Source organism: Alistipes sp. D31t1_170403_E11 (assembly GCF_015553985.1).
GTDB lineage: Bacteria > Bacteroidota > Bacteroidia > Bacteroidales > Rikenellaceae > Alistipes > Alistipes montrealensis.
In genome coordinates, this window is record NZ_JADNHQ010000001.1 from 192,313 (window position 1) to 210,364 (window position 18,052).

The window sequence follows — 18,052 nt, forward strand, 5'->3', positions numbered from 1 at the left end:
ATCCCTCCATGATTATCAACTGGGACATACTCAAAAAATCGGTTCTCGGGACCCTGAGTCTCCGGGAACGCCAGGAGCTGGAGCAGTGGCTCGCCGAAAGCGACAGCCACCGGAATTTCTACGAAACCGTCCGGAAGCACTACGCCGAACCCATCGAGAAGCTGGAACTCGGCGACAGTGAACTGGACGCCTCGTGGCAGCGGTTCAGGCTCCGCGCCAAGTGCAAAAGCGGCCGCAGGAGACGTCTCCGGGCTGCCGCAGCCTGCGTTGCCGCCGTAGTGGCCATGCTCGGAATCTGGACGCTGAACCGTCCGGACGTTCCGGTTCCCGACGAGCAATCGGCCCTGCACATCACCGCCGGAACGACGCAGGCCATACTCTCCGTAGGCGACCGTAAGCAGGTCCTGCTCAGCGACAAGGAGCAGGACAACGAATGGAAGAAATTCGTGGCTGAAGAGGCCGCTCCCGCCCGGGAACAGGCGCCCGACAGCGCACCGACGCCACCCGAACAGATCCGGATCGAGATTCCCAAAGGCGGCGAATACCGTCTGCAGCTGTCGGATGGAACGACGGTATGGCTCAATTCGGAGACAGTAATCGCTTACCCGTCGGAATTCGTCGGCGAAGACCGCGCCGTCACCCTCAGCGGAGAAGCCTTCTTCGACGTGGCGCACGACCCCTCGAAACCGTTCACGGTCACGACTGCGGACCGGCTCGAAATCACGGTGCTCGGAACCCGTTTCAACGTCAGCAACTACCTGGATGTCGACCAGACGCAGGTAACGCTGGTCGAGGGCTCGCTCTCGGTGGCCGACGCAGAGCAGAAGGTGCTGCTGCAACCCGCACAGCAGGCTGTTTTCGAACGGGCGAACCGGACACTCTCGCTCCACGACGTGGAGGACCCCTCGGGTTGCTGCGCCTGGACCAACGGCATGTTCGACTTCAAACTGCAACCGCTGGAAACGATCTTCGACGCCGTCTCCAAATGGTACGACATCCGGATCGTCTGCGATCCCGCGGCCATAGCCCGGTTCAACGCCATCACGCTGCAATGCGACCGCCGGAGCGATTTCACGCACGTCATGGAAATCCTGCAGGAAGTCACCGCCCTGCATTACCGGGCCGAAGGCAAAACCGTCTACATCACATTCTGAGATAATCCCAACATTAACCCTTAAATTCAGTACGCATGAAGAAAACTCTACTTTTTCTCATCCTATGCCTGACCGTTTCCAGTACCTTGCCGGCACAGGTTCCGCAACAGCGGATTACCCTGAAGGTGAAGCAGGCTCCGGCAGAACAGGTGATCGACCGGATTATGGCGACTACGCGCTACAAATTTTCATTTTCGAAGGAGGATCTCCAGCAGATTCCCAGCAGGGATTACACGTTCGAAAACGCTCCGATCGAAGAAGTGATGGACCGCCTGACGGAAAATACGCCGTTGAACTGGTCGTTCGTCAACGGGACCATCGTAATCGCCCGGAAAAAAGTCCCGGCCAAAAGTCCCGCTCCGATCGTCACGATCAGCGGTATCGTGCGGGATGCCGACGGAAAGCCCCTCGCCGGAGCTACGGTGCTGGTCAAGGGCCAGAGCAAAGGAACCACGACCAACGGACAGGGACAGTTCCAACTGCGCGTGCAGCAAGGTTCGGTACTGGCCGTTTCGTTCCTGGGCCTCGAAACCAAGGAACTGGCGGTCCATAACCAGGACAAATTCGACATCCGGCTGGAACCCGGCTCGGTAGCCGTCGAAGAGGTGGTCGTCCGGACGGGTTACCAGACCATCGTGAAGGAGAAGATGACCGGTTCGGCCATTTCGCTCAACGCCAAGGACCTCACCGTCAGTTACAGTCCCAATGTGACGGACAACCTCGAAGGCCGCATCGCCGGTCTGATGACCTACAAGGGCAATACGACCATCCGCGGACTGAGCAGCCTGCACGCTTCGACATCGCCGCTGCTGGTGATCGACGGACTTCCCGTGGAGAGCAAACTCGAAGACCTGAACCCCTACGACATCGAAAACATCACCGTCCTGAAAGACGCTGCGGCGACGGCCATCTACGGCGTACGTGCGTCGAACGGCATCATCGTCGTCACGACCAAGCAAGCCCGGGAACAGGGTTCGCTGACGGTGGACGTATCGGCCAACCTGACCGTTTACGAAAAGAAGAACATGGACTATGCGGACAACTTCTACCTCACTCCGGCGGAGCAGGTCAACATCGAAGCCGGTTACTCCGACTGGTACTTTTTCAATAGCAACGGCGAGATAGACAACCCCACGGAAACATTCTCCAACAACATCAAGAACGGATACGGAATATCCCCCGTACAATATGCCTACTACCAGAAAGCGACCGGGGCGATCGACCAGAAGCAGCTCGACGACCGGCTGAACGAGCTGCGCGGCAACGACTTCGCCCGGCAATTCGGAGAAAAGGCCCTCAAGCATCGTCTGTTGCAGCAATACAACATCGCCCTGCGCAGCCGCGGCGAGAAATTCCAGTCGAACCTCGTATTCAACTTCAAGCACGACAACTCGGGGCTCATCGAGGCCTACGACCGCGAGTTCAACATTTTCTACAAAGGCATGTACCAGATAACTCCATGGATGAAGATGGATTTCGGCGTCAACAACATCATCAACTCGGCCAACAGCAGCAACAGCAAATATGCCTCGGACCCGTTCAACGTCCCGGCCTACATGCGCCTGCTCAACGACGACGGTTCGCTGAACTACTACACCACCGCCGAGTACAACCCCTACGACGATCTGATCGAAACGACGCCCGAACTGCAAAGCATGCTCTTCAACCACGTGGAAGAACTGGGCAAAGACCGCATCAACAATTCGCGCAATTACACGCGTTTCCAGACCAAACTCGACTTCGACGTGGTGAAAGGACTCAAACTCAGCACCCAGTTCATCTACGAAATCGACCGCAGAAATTCCTCGGCCTACTCCGAATCGGACAGTTTCATCATGCGCTACATGAAGAATGTCTATACGACCAAGGACGGCGACAACTACTCCTGCCTGCTGCCCAAAAGCGGCGGCAAACTCGCCACGACGCAAAGCAACACCGACAACTGGACCTTCCGCGCACAGGCCAGCTACACGCGGACCTTCGGCAAACACACCGTAGACGTGATCGGCGGCTTCGAGTTCCGCGAAAACCGCATCAAAGGCACGCGCAACCTGATGCTCGGCTACGACGACCAGAACCAGGCGCAGGCAACCACCAGCGTGAGCTACGTCGACCTGGCCAACTACGAACGGACCACCTTCTTCTGCAAAAACCTGTTGGCCCGCGACCAGATTTACAAGCCTTACATCGAATCGGCCATCGGCCTGCTCAACGAGGAGCGCCACCGTTACGCCTCGGGGTATTTCAACGCCACTTATACTTTCGACGAGCGTTACAACGCCTTCGCATCGTTCCGTAAGGACTACGCCGACATGTTCGGACTGGCTACCGAATTCCGCGGCAAGCCGCTCTGGTCGGTAGGTGCAGGCTGGAACATCCACAACGAAGCGTTCCTGAAAAACAGCCGCCGGATCAACTTCCTGAAACTGCGCGTCAGCTACGGCGTGACGGGTAACATCTACCAGGACGCCACGAGTTTCACCACGGCCAACTCGACGCTCTACAACGAGGTGACCAAACTCCCGATGGCCGTTATCGAGGCTCCGGGCAACGACAAACTCAAATGGGAGAAAAACGTCACGGTCAACGCCGGTCTGGATTTCACGCTCTTCGACAACCGTCTGAGCGGTTCGCTCGACTGGTACCGCAAACGCGGCAAGGACATCTTCCACACCATGCGCATCGACTGCACAAAGGGCTATGAATCGATTGTGATGAACTATGCCGACCTGCTGAACAACGGCGTCGAGGCCAGCCTCTCCTACGACTGGTTCCGCCCCAACGAGCGGCGCGACTTCAGTTGGACCTCGGCCCTGACCCTCACCTTTGTCAAGAACGAGATTACGCGCGTGGACGAAGATGCCACGACGCCCTATGCGCTCGTAACAGGCGGTTTGAGGGTGGGTTACCCCGTAAACGGCCTTTTCTCGCTGCCCTACGCCGGCATAGAGGAGGTAAACGGCAAAGGCGTTCCCGCCTGGCACAAAGCCGACGGAACCACCACGACCGAAAGCCTCAAAAGTACGGACATGGGAGTCGTGGTCTATTCGGGTTCGGAAGACCCCAAAACCAATATCGGGTTCAGCAATACGCTGCGCTACAAAGGCATCAGCCTGAGTTTCCTGCTCGTATATTACGGAGGCCATTACCTGCGCGCATTACAGCCCTCCGGTATGCCGGGATTGCAGTACAGGGCTTTCCCCTCTTATCTGAACGACAGTTGGACCCCGGAGAACACCGACACGCAGGTTCCCGGATTCGGCCAGTATTCCTCCCAGTCGACCACTGGGAACATCCAATACACCGACGCCTTCGTACGCCCTGCGGCGTTCCTGAAACTACGCAACGTCGTATTGGGCTACGACCTTCCCCAGTCGTTCGCCCGAAAACTGGGCATGCGCAGCGCCAGCATCCGGTTCCAGATCGACAATCCCAAAGCCCTGTGGGTGAAGAACGACGTAGGCATCGATCCCGAAACGGGCGGTATCCGTCAACTGACCTCCTATATTTTCGGCATCAATTTCAATTTCTAAACCAGACCCGACCATGAAAAAAATAGCATACAGCATTCTGTTCGTTCTCTCAGTGGGACTCTCCGCCTGCAGTTCATTCACCGAGATCGAACCCAAGGGCAAGAACGTGCTCAGCCGGGTGGAGGACCTCGACATGCTGCTCAACTACGAATACCGCCAGCGGGGATTTGCATTCCGCACCGTCATGCTGATGGCCAACGACATCCTCCCCTACACCGAGAACATCCCCAACCTGCTCTCCGCCAAGGAAAAATCGCTTACGGGCATCCTCGCCACCTGGGACGAGAGCCTGTCTGAAAAGCGGGCCTCGCTGACCGACGCCGACGCCACCTACTCGGAGTGTTACTCGATCAACGCCAAGATAGCCAATGCCGTCATCGCCAAGGTCGACGCCGCGGCGGGCGACCGCTACATGGCCGACAGGCTCAAGGCCGAGGCTTACGTACTGCGCGCTTACATGCACTACATCGTGGTAAACCTCTACGCCAAGGCCTACAACCCCCAAACGGCGGCCGACGATCCGGGAGTGCCCTACATCAAAGAGAACGAAGCTCTCGACGTTCCATGCGCCAAAAGCACCGTCGCCGAGGTCTACGAAAACATCCTCGCCGACCTGGAAACGGCACTGCAGCTCAACAGCCTGCCCGACAAACCCATCAACACGATGCGCGTCGGCAAGGCGTTCGCCTACGCCGTGAAGGCCAAGGCCCTGATGTCGATGCACAGGTTCCCCGAAGCGCTCCAGGCCGCCGAAGCGAGCCTCGCCGTCAACGACTTCATTTACGACCAGCGGCCGCTGGCCGACGGCGAATTCGTCCGCCCGAAGATCGACTGCCAGGAAGACCTGTTCACCATGTTCTTCGAGCGTCCGAACATCCATGCCTACACCGACGAGATAATGGCGCAGTTCGAACCGGGAAGCATCTCGTTCAACCATTTCCCCAAAATCGACGAATCGGGCTTCCCCATCGGACTGATCATCTACGGCGTCCCGGGACTCACGATGTGGGACAACAACGAATACTACATGACCACGGGCGGACTGACCACGGTAGACATGTACCTGACCCGGGCCGAATGCCTGATCCGTTCGAACAAGGGCGACGACCTGCTGGAGGCTATGAACGTCATCAACACCGTCCGCGAGAAGCGCATCGACCCCTACACTCCGCTGTCGGCCTCCGACCCGATGCAGGCATTCGCCTACCTCAGGCAGTTGTCCCGCACCGAAAACTGGTTTTCGTACCGCAATTTCGTCAACCTGAAGCGCTGGAACACCGAGGACGCCTACAAGGAGACGCTCCGCAAGAACCTGCTGGGGCAGGAGTTCGAACTGCGCCCCGACTCGCCGCTGTGGATATTCCCCTTCCCGCAGAACGCCGTCAACTACAACCCCAATCTCACGCAAAACTATTAACTGTTCGATATGAAAAAAATTCTCTTTGCACTGGCATGCGGACTGCTCGCGGCCGCCTGCTGCAAAAACGACAAAACCGCTGCCGAATACCTTACGGAGTATTCCCAATCCGTATTGGGGTCGAAAGCCTCGGCGATCAAATTCAACGCCGTCTCGGAGCGCGACACCGGCACGGAAACGCTGGAAATCTACGCCGAGCCGAACCCCGCGGACACCATCATCGGCATGCGGTTTCAGGCGACCGGCGCCGATTCGCGCGTCATCTACAACGGCAAAGAACTCTTCGTCATCGGCCTGCGCGACAGCTACACGTATCTGAAAAAGAACGATTACGAAACCTACCCCATCCTGAAACCCTTCATTCCGATCACGGGATATGCCGGGACGCCGTTTTCGTTCGCGCGGGTTTTCCCGAAGATCGCGGCCGACACCACGGCACGGATCGCACTGCTCGCCGACACGGTGATCGACGGACTCAAATGCCGGCAGATCAGCGTCGTGCTGCAAAACAAGAGCATCTACGGCGAAAGCCTTTACAAAATCCCGGCCGACATGCCGCGGGAATTTGGCTACAAATTCGTCTTCTCGAAAAAAGACGGCCTGCTGCGCGGCGAAGGCATGGCCAACGATGCAGGCAGTTACGACATGGTCCATTACATGGACTATGTCTTCAACCGGCCCGAAACAGACCGCAAGTGGATGTTCGCTGATTTCCCCGAAGCCAAACCCTACGAGCGCATCAAGTATGACATACTGGCCGCGGGAAGTCCGATGCCGGCGTTCTCGGCCGTCGTCGACGGAAAAGGCACGATCGACCGAAGTGAGTTCGCAGGCAAACCCACGCTGATCCTTTTCTGGACGATAGGCTGCGGCGCTTCGCGGTCGGCGATTCCGGTCGTAAACCGGCTGTACGAGAAGTATCCCGACCTCACGGTCTTCGGCCTGAACAACGACGACCCGGAGCTGGAATACATCACCCGGTTCGTGGCCAAATACGGCATCCGCTACACCGTGGGACTGGGCAACCGCGAAGCCGCACTCGCCTTCGGCGTCAACGGTTGGCCGACCTTCATGCTCTTCGGCAAGGACGGCAAACTGCGCTACGTCCAGATGGGACTGGGCGCGACGACCGAAAAGACGCTTTGCGAAGAGATCGAAAAAACTATAGCCGAAAAATAAAAAGTTCACAGTCATTTCCGGAAAGCACCCGTCGGCTCGGGTGCTTTTTTATATTCCGGATTCCGGCGTCGTCCCGATTCGGGATTTTGCGGAATTTTGACTATTTTTGTCGGAGACCAACTACGCACTAACCCGATCGTATTATGAAAGAAAACAGTATCTGGCATACGCTGACCCTCATAGGCGGGGTGCTGAGCCTCCCCATAGCCCTGGTGACCATCGTCAACTGGATGCTGGATTTTTCCCTGGCCGTTTACCTGTGGACGCTGGCGGTACTGGTGATCGTCAGCCTGGGCGCCCTGATCCGCATCAACGGACTGAGGCCCTGGCATCCGAAATTCCGGCCTCCGTTTTTCCGCCTGGGGTCGCGGCGGCTCTCGCTGCGCCGGAAGATCAACATGCGGCTGCGCCGTCCGCTGTACGAAATCGACTACCTGGAACCCACCAAGCAGGCCGGAACGACCGAGATCGCCCCGGAGATCGCCGATTTCTTCGCCCGCAAAACCACCGTCATCATCGAGGACGACCCCGTGGGCTTCAACTGCGACGCCACCATCCCGGTCTACGCCATCGAGGACCAGATCACCGAACGCAAACTGCTCGCCTACTTCGAGGAGAACCGGGACGAAATCCTGGGCCACGGCATCTTCTTCATCGCCACGCCCAGCCGGCGGCTCGACGCCGAACATTCGCGGGTCATCAACCAGCAAATCTGCGCCGCGCTGGAGCAGTTTTTCCGCAAACACGGCCGGCCGTACCGGATCATCGGGAAAATCGACTCATGCCTGCGGTCGAACTACGAATCGGAACACCGGGGAGCGGTGGGCGGAACGGGCGATTTCGACCTCGAAATCCTGGTTCCGGCCTACGTCGAGGAGGGCCGGATCACAGCATGGGGAACCCAGTATATCGTCTGTCCGAACCGTTTCGAGCCGATGCACCAATCGGAATACTGCTATTTCAACGGCCTGGAATACGGGAATTCGAACATCGCCCTGTGGCTGGAAAAGAAGACCGGCGGGCGCATCAGACGCAACCAGGTAGGGCTGGTCGATGTCGAAATGCTGCGATCGCTCCCGGCAAACGAAATCTGCGACCGCTACCTTGCGGCGGCGGACGGCATCAAGGCCCTGGTGTTCGACTCCGTGGCGGAGAACGATTCGGTCAGCGTGCTCAACGTGCTGGTGGGCCTCGACGCACGGACGGAAAAGATATTCTACAAGCTCTCGGCCAGCATGATCAACGTGCTGATACGCACCTACGCGGCCATGAACCCCGCCGCCGAAAAGCCCGCGATCGCCCCGGCAGAGCGGGGCGTCATCGTGGTCGGGTCGCTCTCGACGATCACCAAAAAACAGGTCCAGTACATCCACAACGACATCGACATGTCGCTGTTCATGATGTACAACTCTGAGTTCGACAGCAAAGACTCCGACAAAATCGCCGAGAAGAAGAAAAACAAGATGGTGGCCGAATGCCGCAAAGGCTCGAACATCATCCTCACGACCGAATTCTGGGAGGACAAGAGCACCAAATACCCCTCGCTGGAGAAGCGCGACACCGCCCTGCGGTATTTCGCGCGGATCATCGAAAAAATCCGGAACAGCAACAACTGGTTCCTCTTCGTCGGGAGCGACACGGCCCTCTACTCGGTGCTTTACGGCCTCGGGATACGGCGTTTCTACTACTGCGGCCACCTGATCCCGGGGGTCATTCAATGCCGCTTCAGGTACGAAGGCGAAACCGAATACCGGACCTTTTACATCAACGGCGGCAACAACGGAAGCGAAGACCTTTTCCGGCGGCTGGTCGACAAACTCAGCCCCAGGTCCGGAGCGGCAGCCGTGTAGCCCGGCCAAAACGCAGGCCGGAAGCCGCAATTAAAAAAATCCGGTGTATTCTGAAAAGAAATTCGTATCTTTGCGCGTCTGTGTCCGGACATTGCATCGTCGGACGGCCGCCGGCGCCGATGCGTCGGCTGTCGGTCGTGCGGCAGTGCGGGAGGCAGGCTTTGGAACCGAATCATAACAGAACAACAATACAATATGGCGTTACAATGCGGCATCGTCGGCTTGCCGAACGTGGGTAAATCGACCCTTTTCAACTGCCTGTCCAATGCAAAGGCGCAGGCGGCAAACTTTCCTTTCTGCACCATCGAGCCCAATGTGGGCGTGATCACGGTCCCCGACCAGCGGTTGATCCGCCTGGCCGAGATCGACAACCCCAAGCGCGTGGTTCCGACGACGATCGAGATCGTGGACATCGCGGGTCTGGTGAAGGGCGCCTCGAAGGGCGAAGGCCTGGGCAACAAGTTCCTGGGCAACATCCGCAACACGAATGCGATCATCCACGTGCTGCGCTGCTTCGACAACGGCAACATCACCCACGTCGACGGCACGATCGACCCCGTGCGCGACAAAGGCATTATCGACACCGAGTTGCAGTTGAAGGACCTCGAAACCGTCGAAAACCGGCTGTCCAAGACCCAGAAGCAGGCCACCTCGGGCGGAGACAAGAACGCCAAACGCACCGTGGAACTGCTGCTGCAATACAAGGCGGCGCTGGAACAGGGTCTTTCGGCCCGCACGGTCGAACTCGAAAAGGAGGACCGCAAGCTGGTCGCCGACCTGAACCTGCTGACCGACAAGCCCGTGCTCTACGTCTGCAACGTCGACGAGAAGGGCGCCGCGACGGGCAACGCCTACACCGAAGCCGTGAAAGCAGCCATCGCGGACGAAAAGGCCGAGATGCTGATCATCGCGGCGGCGACGGAGGCCGACATCGCCGAACTGGAGAGTTACGAGGAGCGCCAGATGTTCCTCGAAGACCTCGGGTTGGAGGAGTCGGGCGTGGCGCGCCTGATCAAATCGGCCTACAAATTGCTGAACCTCGAAACGTTCTTCACCACCGGAGCCGACGAGACCCGTGCCTGGACCTACCTGCGCGGCATGAAGGCCCCGCAGACGGCGGGTGTCATCCACACCGACTTCGAGAAGGGATTCATCCGCGCCGAGGTCATCAAGTACGACGACTACACCACCCTCGGGTCGGAAAAAGCCTGCCGAGACGCGGGCAAACTGTCGATCGAAGGCAAGGAGTACATCGTACAGGACGGCGACATCATGCACTTCCTGTTCAACGTCTGACGCCGCAAACCGGGATCGTAAAAAACAAAAGATAGAGCTATGGCAAGACCTGTTCGGGTGCGCTTCGCACCCAGCCCCACCGGACCGCTGCACATCGGCGGCGTCCGCACGGCACTGTACAACTACCTGTTCGCCCGCCAACACAAGGGCACGATGATCCTGCGCATCGAGGATACCGACTCGCAGCGGTTCGTCCCCGGCGCCGAGGATTACATCCTGGAATCGCTCAAATGGTGCGGCATCGAGATCGACGAAGGCGTCGGCGTCGGAGGCCCTCACGCCCCCTACCGCCAGAGCGAGCGGCGCGAAATCTACCTCAAATACGCCCTGCAACTCGTCGAGGCGGGCTGGGCCTACTACGCGTTCGACTCCGCCGAGGAACTGGACACCCTGCGCCGGGAGGCCGAAGGGCGCGGCGAGGCGTTCGCCTACAACTATGCCGTGCGCGAAAAACTGGCCACTTCGCTCGCGCTGCCGGCCGAAGAGGTGAAGGCGCGCATCGACCGCGGCGACCAGTGGGTCATCCGATTTAAAATGCCCGAAAACGAAGTGGTCGAGATGGACGACCTGATCCGCGGCCACGTGGAGGTCAACACCTCGACGCTGGACGACAAGGTGCTCTACAAATCGGCCGACGCACTGCCCACCTACCACCTCGCCAACATCGTCGACGACCGCCTGATGGAGGTCTCGCACGTCATCCGCGGCGAGGAGTGGCTGCCGTCGCTGCCCCTGCACTACCTCCTGTACAAAGCCTTCGGATGGAGCGAGCAGCAACCGCAGTTCGCCCACCTGCCGCTGCTCTTGAAACCCACGGGCGGCGGCAAGCTCTCGAAACGCGACGGCGACAAGATGGGCTTCCCCGTTTTCCCGCTCTTCTGGACTTCGCCGACCGGGGAGACCGCCCGCGGCTACCGCGAGGACGGCTATTTCCCCGAGGCGTTCATCAACATGCTGGCCCTGCTGGGCTGGAACCCGGGCACGGAGCAGGAGATTTTCTCGATGCAGGAGCTGATCGACAACTTCTCGCTCGAACGCGTCTCGAAATCGGGGGCGCGCTTCCAGCCCGACAAAGCCAAATGGTTCAACGCCCAGTACATGCACCACAAGACGGACGCCGAACTGGCGACGCTTTACCAGCCGATCCTGCGCGAACACGGCATCGAGGTCTCGGACGAGCGCGCCGGAAAGGCCGCAGGCATCATGAAGGAGCGCGCGACGTTCACGACCGACCTCTGGGACCTCACGTCGTTCTTCTTCGAGGCTCCCGCGGAGTACGAAGAAAAGCAGGTCAAAAAGTACTGGAAAGGCCAGAATCCGGCCATCCTCAGCTGCCTGCGCGGCGTACTGGAGGGTATCGACGACTTCTCGCTGGAGAACACCGAACGCATCGTCCACGCCTGGATCGAAGAGAAGGGTTACGGCATGGGGCAGGTGATGAACACCCTGCGCCTGGCCCTCGTGGGCGCCGGAAAGGGCCCGGGCATGTACGATGTCACGTCGTTCATCGGCAAGGAGGAGTGCCTGCGCCGCATCGACAACCTGCTGACCAACTTAAAACCCGCTGAATAATGGTATCTATCGAACAACACGTCTGGGGCATGACCCCGGAAGGCGAAGCGATTATCCGCTACACGCTGCGCAACGACAAAGGCGCCGAAGTGCAGCTTTCGAACTACGGCGCGGCGATCGTCGCCGTGACGATGCCCGACCGCGAGGGCCGCATGGCCGACGTGGTGCTGGGCTACAAACACCCCGAAGGCTACTTCTTCGACGGAGCCGCCTCGGGCAAGAGCGTGGGACGCTGCGCCAACCGCATCGCCTTCGGGCGCATGACGGTCGACGGCAAGGAGTATTCGCTGGAGGTCAACAACGGGCCCAACCACTTGCACGGAGGCACGAAAGGTTTTGCCAACCGCGTATGGGAGAGCCGCGTGGAGACCAACCGCGTGGTGATGTCGCTCCTATCGGAGGACGGCGACCAGGGCTACCCCGGCGAACTGTGCGTCGAGGCCGTTTTCGATTTCGACGACGACAACGCGCTGGAGATCACCTACCTGGCCCGGACCGACAAGATGACGGTCGTGAACCTCACCAACCACGTCTACTTCAACCTCGCGGGCGAAGGCAGCGGGTCGATCCTCGACCACGAACTGCGCCTGAACAGTTCGAAGATTCTGGAAATGAACGACAAACAGATCCCGACGGGCAAACTGCTCGACGCGGCGGGAACCCCGCAGGACTTTTCGGAGTTCCGGTCCTTCCGCGAAGGCATCTCGTCGGAGTTCAACCACATCCGCGATTTTAAGGGTTACGACCACCCCTTTGCCATCGACGGCTGGAAACCCAACATCCTGGGCGAGGTCGGAGAACTGCGCGAACCCCGGTCGGGGCGCAAGGTGACGGTGCTCTCGTCGCAGCCCAGCGTGATGATCTACACGGGCAACTGGCTCGCGGGCGGATGCCCCGAAACCAAGTCGGGAGGCCGCTATGCCGATTACGACGGCGTGGCGATGGAGTGCCAGAACTACCCCGACGCCGTGAACCATCCCGAGTTTCCCTCGCCGCTGCTCAATCCCGGCGAGACCTATTGCCAGAAGATCGTCTTCCGCTTCGGAACGTTCTGAAAACGCGGTTCTCGCACCTACAAGCCCCGTCCCCTGCGGACGGGGCTTTTTTTGCGGACTGTTCTTTGCCGCTTTTTGGTCGGCAATTAATTGCGGTCTGCCCGCAAACGTTATGTACTTTTTGGCCGCAAAAAGTACCAAAAACTCCCCGACAGACGCCTCCGCCTACTTCGGGCGGCCTAACGCTGGCTCCGGGCGACTATTCGCGGGTTTGTAAACAAACCGTCCCCTCCGCTCGCGCTTTTAGTCCGCCCTGCGTATTACGGCTACGGCATCGAGTCGGGATCATTCGCCGCTGTTGGCGGCGTGAGTAGTCCGCATTATCGCTTGCAGCGGAAAAAGAACGGAGCGAAGGCAAAGCGTTAAAAAACGGGGCCGGTTTGCTTGCAAACCCGCGTCAGGCGCCCGTTTTAGCGCAGCCGAGCGACGGTCCCGCGAAAGCGATATGCGGATGGTTTTGGTACTTTTGACACCAAAAGTACAAAGAAAGCCCGAATCGCTTGGCGATCCGTCGTTCATCTCGGAGCGGAGATACAGGAAGATCCCAAGCGAGCGCACGCACCGCACGGGTGCGTTCAGTGCGTTCAGTGCGTGCGGCCGGGGCGAACGGAACAGACGCAACATCCACGGCAACACACTCACAGACAACAACATACCGACAAAACAAATAATTTTTAATTTTTAATCCTCAATTTTTAATTCTTAATTGCTACCTTTGCCCCGATATTTCAAAGGGGTGCCTTACTGTCAGGCTGAGATTATACCCATTGAACCGGAGACGGGTAATGCCGAGACCGGGACGAAGCGTAATCAACAACACATACCCCTTTTCAGTCTATTAACTCAAAAAGTTTAACGATGAAAAGGATTTTTCTGATTCTTGCGGCTGCCGCGCTCTGCCCGGCCGCACAACTGAGGGCTGAACAGGCCGAAACCACACGCACGGAGGCGGCGCGCCCGACGGGCCGCACCGAAGCGGATTCGCTGCGCGTGTACCGCTTGCAGGAGGTCGAAGTGACCGCCACGCGGGCCTCGAAAAACACGCCCGTAGCCTATTCCGACATCACGCGCAGCGAGATCGCCCGCAACAGTTACGGATTCGACATTCCGTCGGTGCTGGCCCTGACGCCCTCGATGATCGCCACCAACGAGACCGGCATCGGCATCGGCGGAACCTCGATGCGCCTGCGCGGCACGGACGCCACGCGCCTCAACGTCACGATCAACGGCGTGCCGATGAACAACCCCGATTCGCACTCGATGTACTGGTACGATACGCCCGACCTGATTTCGGCCGTCGGGACCATCCAGGTACAGCGCGGCGCAGGCATCTCGACCAACGGCACGGGCGCCTTCGGCGGCGCGATCAACATGTCGACCGACGTGCTCCAGACCGAATTCGGAGGCGACGCGTCGCTCTCCTACGGTTCGTACAATACCTCGAAGCAGGCCGTGCACGTCAACTCGGGGCTGATGGGCGGCCACTGGCTCGTGGACGCCCGCCTGACGCATATCGGCTCGGACGGTTACATCGACCGCGGAGCCACGGACCTCAAATCCTACATGTTCCAGGGCGCCTACTACAACGGCAACACGATGCTCAAACTCGTCTCCTTCGGCGGCAAGGCCAAGACCGGCCTCACCTACACGGGCGCCACGAAAGAACAGATGCGCCTCAACGGCCGCCGGTTCCACACCGAAGGCATGTACTACACCTCCAGCGGGCCCCACTCCTACTACTACATGGACGACGGCAAGGTCGAGCGCGCGACGGTAGGCTATTACGACGACCAGACGGACAACTACCTGCAAATCAACAACCAACTGGTGCTGAGCCACCGTTTCAACGAGAAGTGGACGCTCAACGCCACGGGCTTCTACACCTACGGTTACGGCTACTACAAGCAATACAAGGCCGGGCGCACGCTGGCCGAATACCTCAACCTCGAGACCGACATCGAGCAGGCCGACCTGATCCGCGAAAAGATCATGCGCAACCACCTGGGCGGCCTGAACGCCTCGGCGGCCTACTCCGTAAAGAACCTCGACCTCACGTTCGGAGGTTCGTGGAGCTACTACTCCTGCCCCCACTGGGGCGTGCTCGACTGGGTCGACGGACTGGACAAGAGCCAGATCGGGGGACGCTGGTACGACAACGACGTGGACAAGCAGGACGCCAACCTCTTCGCCCGCGCATCGTGGACCGTGGCCAAGGGACTGCGGCTCTTCGGCGACCTGCAATACCGCTACGTCAGCTACCAGACCTGGGGCGTCAACGACAACTTCGTCTCGGAGGAGGTGGGCATGCAGCCCATCGACGTGGACGAGACCTACCACTTCTTCAACCCCCGCGCCGGACTGAATTACACGCTCGGCGAGCGCAGCAACTTCTACTTCTCGTTCGCCGTCGCGCAGAAAGAACCCACGCGAAGCGACTTCACCGACCGGTACAAGTTCGCCGCCGACCAGACTGCGCCTTCGTCCGAAAAGCTCTACGACTACGAACTGGGCTACACCTACACCGCACCGCGCCTCTCGCTGGGCGTCAATTTCTACTACATGAAGTACAAGGACCAGCTCGTCCCGACGGGCATGGTCAACGACGGCGACGACGCCCTGAACGTCAACGTCCCGGACAGCTACCGCCGCGGCGTGGAACTTTCGGCGGCATGGAAAATCGCCGGGTGGTTCACGGCATCGGCCAACGCCACCTTCTCGCAGAACCGCATCGAGAACTACGTCGACGCGCTGAAAAACAGCCCCACCTACGACCAGAACCTGGGCGACATGACCATCGCCTACTCACCCTCGTCGATGGCCGGGCTGCTGCTCGACTTCCACCACAAAGGATTCGAAGCGGTACTGCACACCCAGTACGTCGGCAAACAGTATTTCACCAACAACGAGAACGACGCCCTGTCGCTCGACGCCTACTGTGTGACCAACCTCAACCTGGCCTACACGTTCCGCACCCGCTCGGCCCGCAGCGTGCGGCTGGGCCTGCTGATCAACAACCTCTTCAGCACGGAGTACGAGAGCAACGGCTACGGCTATTCGTACATGGACACCTGGAGCGGCCCGACGCCCGCGCGTATCGACGAGGCCTTCTACTTCCCGCAGGCTCCGCTCAACGTGCTGGCTAACGTCACGGTACGGTTCTGACGGGGGTTTTATGTACTTTTGGTGGCAAAAGTATGAAACCGCAGTCTGCGAGTGGTGTGCTTATGTACTTTTGGTGGCAAAAGTACCAAAACCATCCGTATGTCGCTTTCGCGGGAGCGTCGCTCGGCTGCGCTAAAACGGGCGCCTTCGCGGGTTTGCAAGCAAACCGGCCCCGTTTTTTAACGCTCCGCCTTCGCGCCGTTCTTTTTCCGCTGCAAGCGATAATGCGGACCACTCACGCCGCGTTCCGCGGCGAATGATCCCGACTCGATGCCTGAGCCGTCAAACGGAGGCCCGGCTAAAAGTGGTAAGAAACGGGGCCGGGGCGCGTGCGCCCCCGCGAATAGGCGCCCGTTTCGAACGTTAGACGGGACGGAGTAGGCGAAGGCATCCGTCGGGGAGTTTTTGGTACTTTTTGCGGCCAAAAAGTACAGAAGGTTCTGCGGGCAAAGCCGCGGTTAATTGCCGACCAAAAAGCGGCAACACTTCGCGGCGAAGACACCGGTTTTGAGTACTTTTACCACCAAAAGTACAACGAATCCCCCACGGTCGCCGTGGGAATAAAATGAAATGACGATGGATTGGAAACTCATACTGCAAATTGCCGGCGTGGTGCTCGGACTCCTGTACCTGTGGCTCGAATACCGGGCCGACATCCGGCTGTGGATCGTGGGGCTCATCATGCCCCTCGTACACGGCGTGCTGTACTACAAGTCGGGGTTGTATGCCGACTGCTCGATGCAGGTCTACTACGTGCTGGCGGGACTGTACGGCTGGCTCGTGTGGCGCAACGCTCCGAAAAAGCAGTCGAAAGCGGTCGCAATCGGACACACGCCCCTGCGGCTGATTCCGGCCCTCGCGGGGGTTTACGCCGCGGCACACGCCGCGCTTTACCTGCTGCTGACTCATTTCACGAACAGCACCGTGCCTTTTTGGGACGCAATGACGACAGCCCTGTCAATCGTAGCCATGTGGATGCTCTCGCGCAAACTGGTCGAACAATGGCTCGTATGGCTGGTCGTAGACGTAATCACCGTCGGCCTCTACCTCTATAAAGAGATTCCGCTGACAGCCGGGCTCTATGCCCTCTACTCGGCATTGGCCGTGGCGGGATACCTCCGCTGGCGCAAACAGGCGACAGTCTGACAAAACGAAAGGGGCCGTCTTTTGAAGACGGCCCCTTTCGTTTATCCGATAAAAACCGGCCTATTCGGGGTCGGTCAGATAGACGTTGCGGAACTCGACGGGACCGCCCTCGCTCTGGAGCGCGATATAGCCGCTGCGGGCGGCTCCGGTACACTCGTTCTGCAATATGCCGTTGACATAGACCGCGATGTAGTCGCCCACACAGACGATCTCGGCCTTGTTCCATTCGCCCGCGGGCCGCTCGCACTCCCCGCCGCTGCGCTTCTTGATGAAAACACGCCCGTTGCTCTCCGCTCCGGCAATCTCGGCGCCGCCCAGCCCCAGCAGGTCGCCCGCATGCCCGGCCTGCAACTGGCATTCAACCGCTCCGGGCCAGAGTTTGTCACCCTCCTGCACACGCTGGAAAATGCCGCTGTTCGTCGCTTCGCCGACCCACCGCCACTCAACATGGAGCCGGTAATCTCCGTACGGCACGGCAGTGCGCATATACCCGAACGGAACGCCTGAGATGCAGATGCGGCCGTCGCTGACGGAGAAGGTATCCGCAGGGTCGGCATCGCTTGCCGGGTCCGTGACGCACACCCATCCGGTGAGGTCCCTGCCGTTGAACAATTCGGTTTTCGGATCGCCGCACGAACTCACCGTCACGGCCACAGCCAGCGCTGCAAAAAGAAATCGGGATTTCATT

11 protein-coding genes and 1 riboswitch are annotated in these 18,052 nt (G+C 59.3%); of the genes, 10 read left to right on the forward strand and 1 reads right to left on the reverse strand.

The genetic code is table 11. The features are described 5' to 3' along the window. The first annotated feature begins 8 nt into the window (after positions 1 to 8). The 10 genes from I2E69_RS00770 to pnuC all read left to right on the forward strand — a co-directional run bounded on the left by I2E69_RS00770 (position 9) and on the right by pnuC (position 17,364). Positions 9 to 1,154, forward strand: a complete 1,146-nt coding sequence (locus tag I2E69_RS00770; RefSeq protein ID WP_195458243.1) for a FecR family protein — start codon at positions 9 to 11, stop codon at positions 1,152 to 1,154. Positions 1,155 to 1,189: 35 nt separating this feature from the next. After that, positions 1,190 to 4,687 (forward strand): SusC/RagA family TonB-linked outer membrane protein, encoded by a 3,498-nt coding sequence (locus I2E69_RS00775; RefSeq protein WP_195458244.1) that lies wholly within the window; start codon positions 1,190 to 1,192, stop codon positions 4,685 to 4,687. A gap of 13 nt (positions 4,688 to 4,700) precedes the next feature. Further along, on the forward strand, positions 4,701 to 6,104 hold the full coding sequence (locus tag I2E69_RS00780; RefSeq protein WP_195458245.1) for a RagB/SusD family nutrient uptake outer membrane protein: 1,404 nt from the start codon (positions 4,701 to 4,703) through the stop codon (positions 6,102 to 6,104). Positions 6,105 to 6,113: 9 nt separating this feature from the next. Next, a complete protein-coding gene (locus tag I2E69_RS00785; RefSeq protein WP_195458246.1) occupies positions 6,114 to 7,283 on the forward strand; it encodes a TlpA family protein disulfide reductase in 1,170 nt (389 codons plus the stop codon). 143 nt (positions 7,284 to 7,426) lie between these two features. Continuing rightward, entirely contained in the window at positions 7,427 to 9,133 is a 1,707-nt protein-coding gene (locus tag I2E69_RS00790) for a four-carbon acid sugar kinase family protein (protein ID WP_195458247.1), read from the forward strand. Between the two features lie 195 nt (positions 9,134 to 9,328). Continuing rightward, positions 9,329 to 10,429: a redox-regulated ATPase YchF gene (ychF, locus tag I2E69_RS00795; RefSeq protein ID WP_195458248.1), complete on the forward strand. Its 1,101-nt coding sequence runs from the start codon at positions 9,329 to 9,331 to the stop codon at positions 10,427 to 10,429. Between the two features lie 39 nt (positions 10,430 to 10,468). After that, complete coding sequence (gltX, locus tag I2E69_RS00800) at positions 10,469 to 12,001, forward strand: glutamate--tRNA ligase (RefSeq protein WP_195458249.1); 1,533 nt, start codon at positions 10,469 to 10,471, stop codon at positions 11,999 to 12,001. After that, positions 12,001 to 13,056, forward strand: a complete 1,056-nt coding sequence (locus I2E69_RS00805) for an aldose epimerase family protein (protein ID WP_195458250.1) — start codon at positions 12,001 to 12,003, stop codon at positions 13,054 to 13,056. Before gltX ends, I2E69_RS00805 begins: the two co-directional genes overlap by 1 nt. Before the next feature lie 722 nt (positions 13,057 to 13,778). Then, a riboswitch (TPP riboswitch) is annotated at positions 13,779 to 13,873 on the forward strand. A gap of 41 nt (positions 13,874 to 13,914) precedes the next feature. Then, positions 13,915 to 16,218: a TonB-dependent receptor gene (locus I2E69_RS00810; protein ID WP_195458251.1), complete on the forward strand. Its 2,304-nt coding sequence runs from the start codon at positions 13,915 to 13,917 to the stop codon at positions 16,216 to 16,218. Between the two features lie 576 nt (positions 16,219 to 16,794). Further along, positions 16,795 to 17,364 (forward strand): nicotinamide riboside transporter PnuC, encoded by a 570-nt coding sequence (pnuC, locus tag I2E69_RS00815; RefSeq protein ID WP_195458252.1) that lies wholly within the window; start codon positions 16,795 to 16,797, stop codon positions 17,362 to 17,364. Between the two features lie 60 nt (positions 17,365 to 17,424). Here the strand turns inward: pnuC and I2E69_RS00820 are convergent, their stop codons facing one another. Next, positions 17,425 to 18,051, reverse strand: a complete 627-nt coding sequence (locus I2E69_RS00820; protein WP_195458253.1) for a DUF1080 domain-containing protein — start codon at positions 18,049 to 18,051, stop codon at positions 17,425 to 17,427. Position 18,052 lies beyond the last annotated feature (1 nt).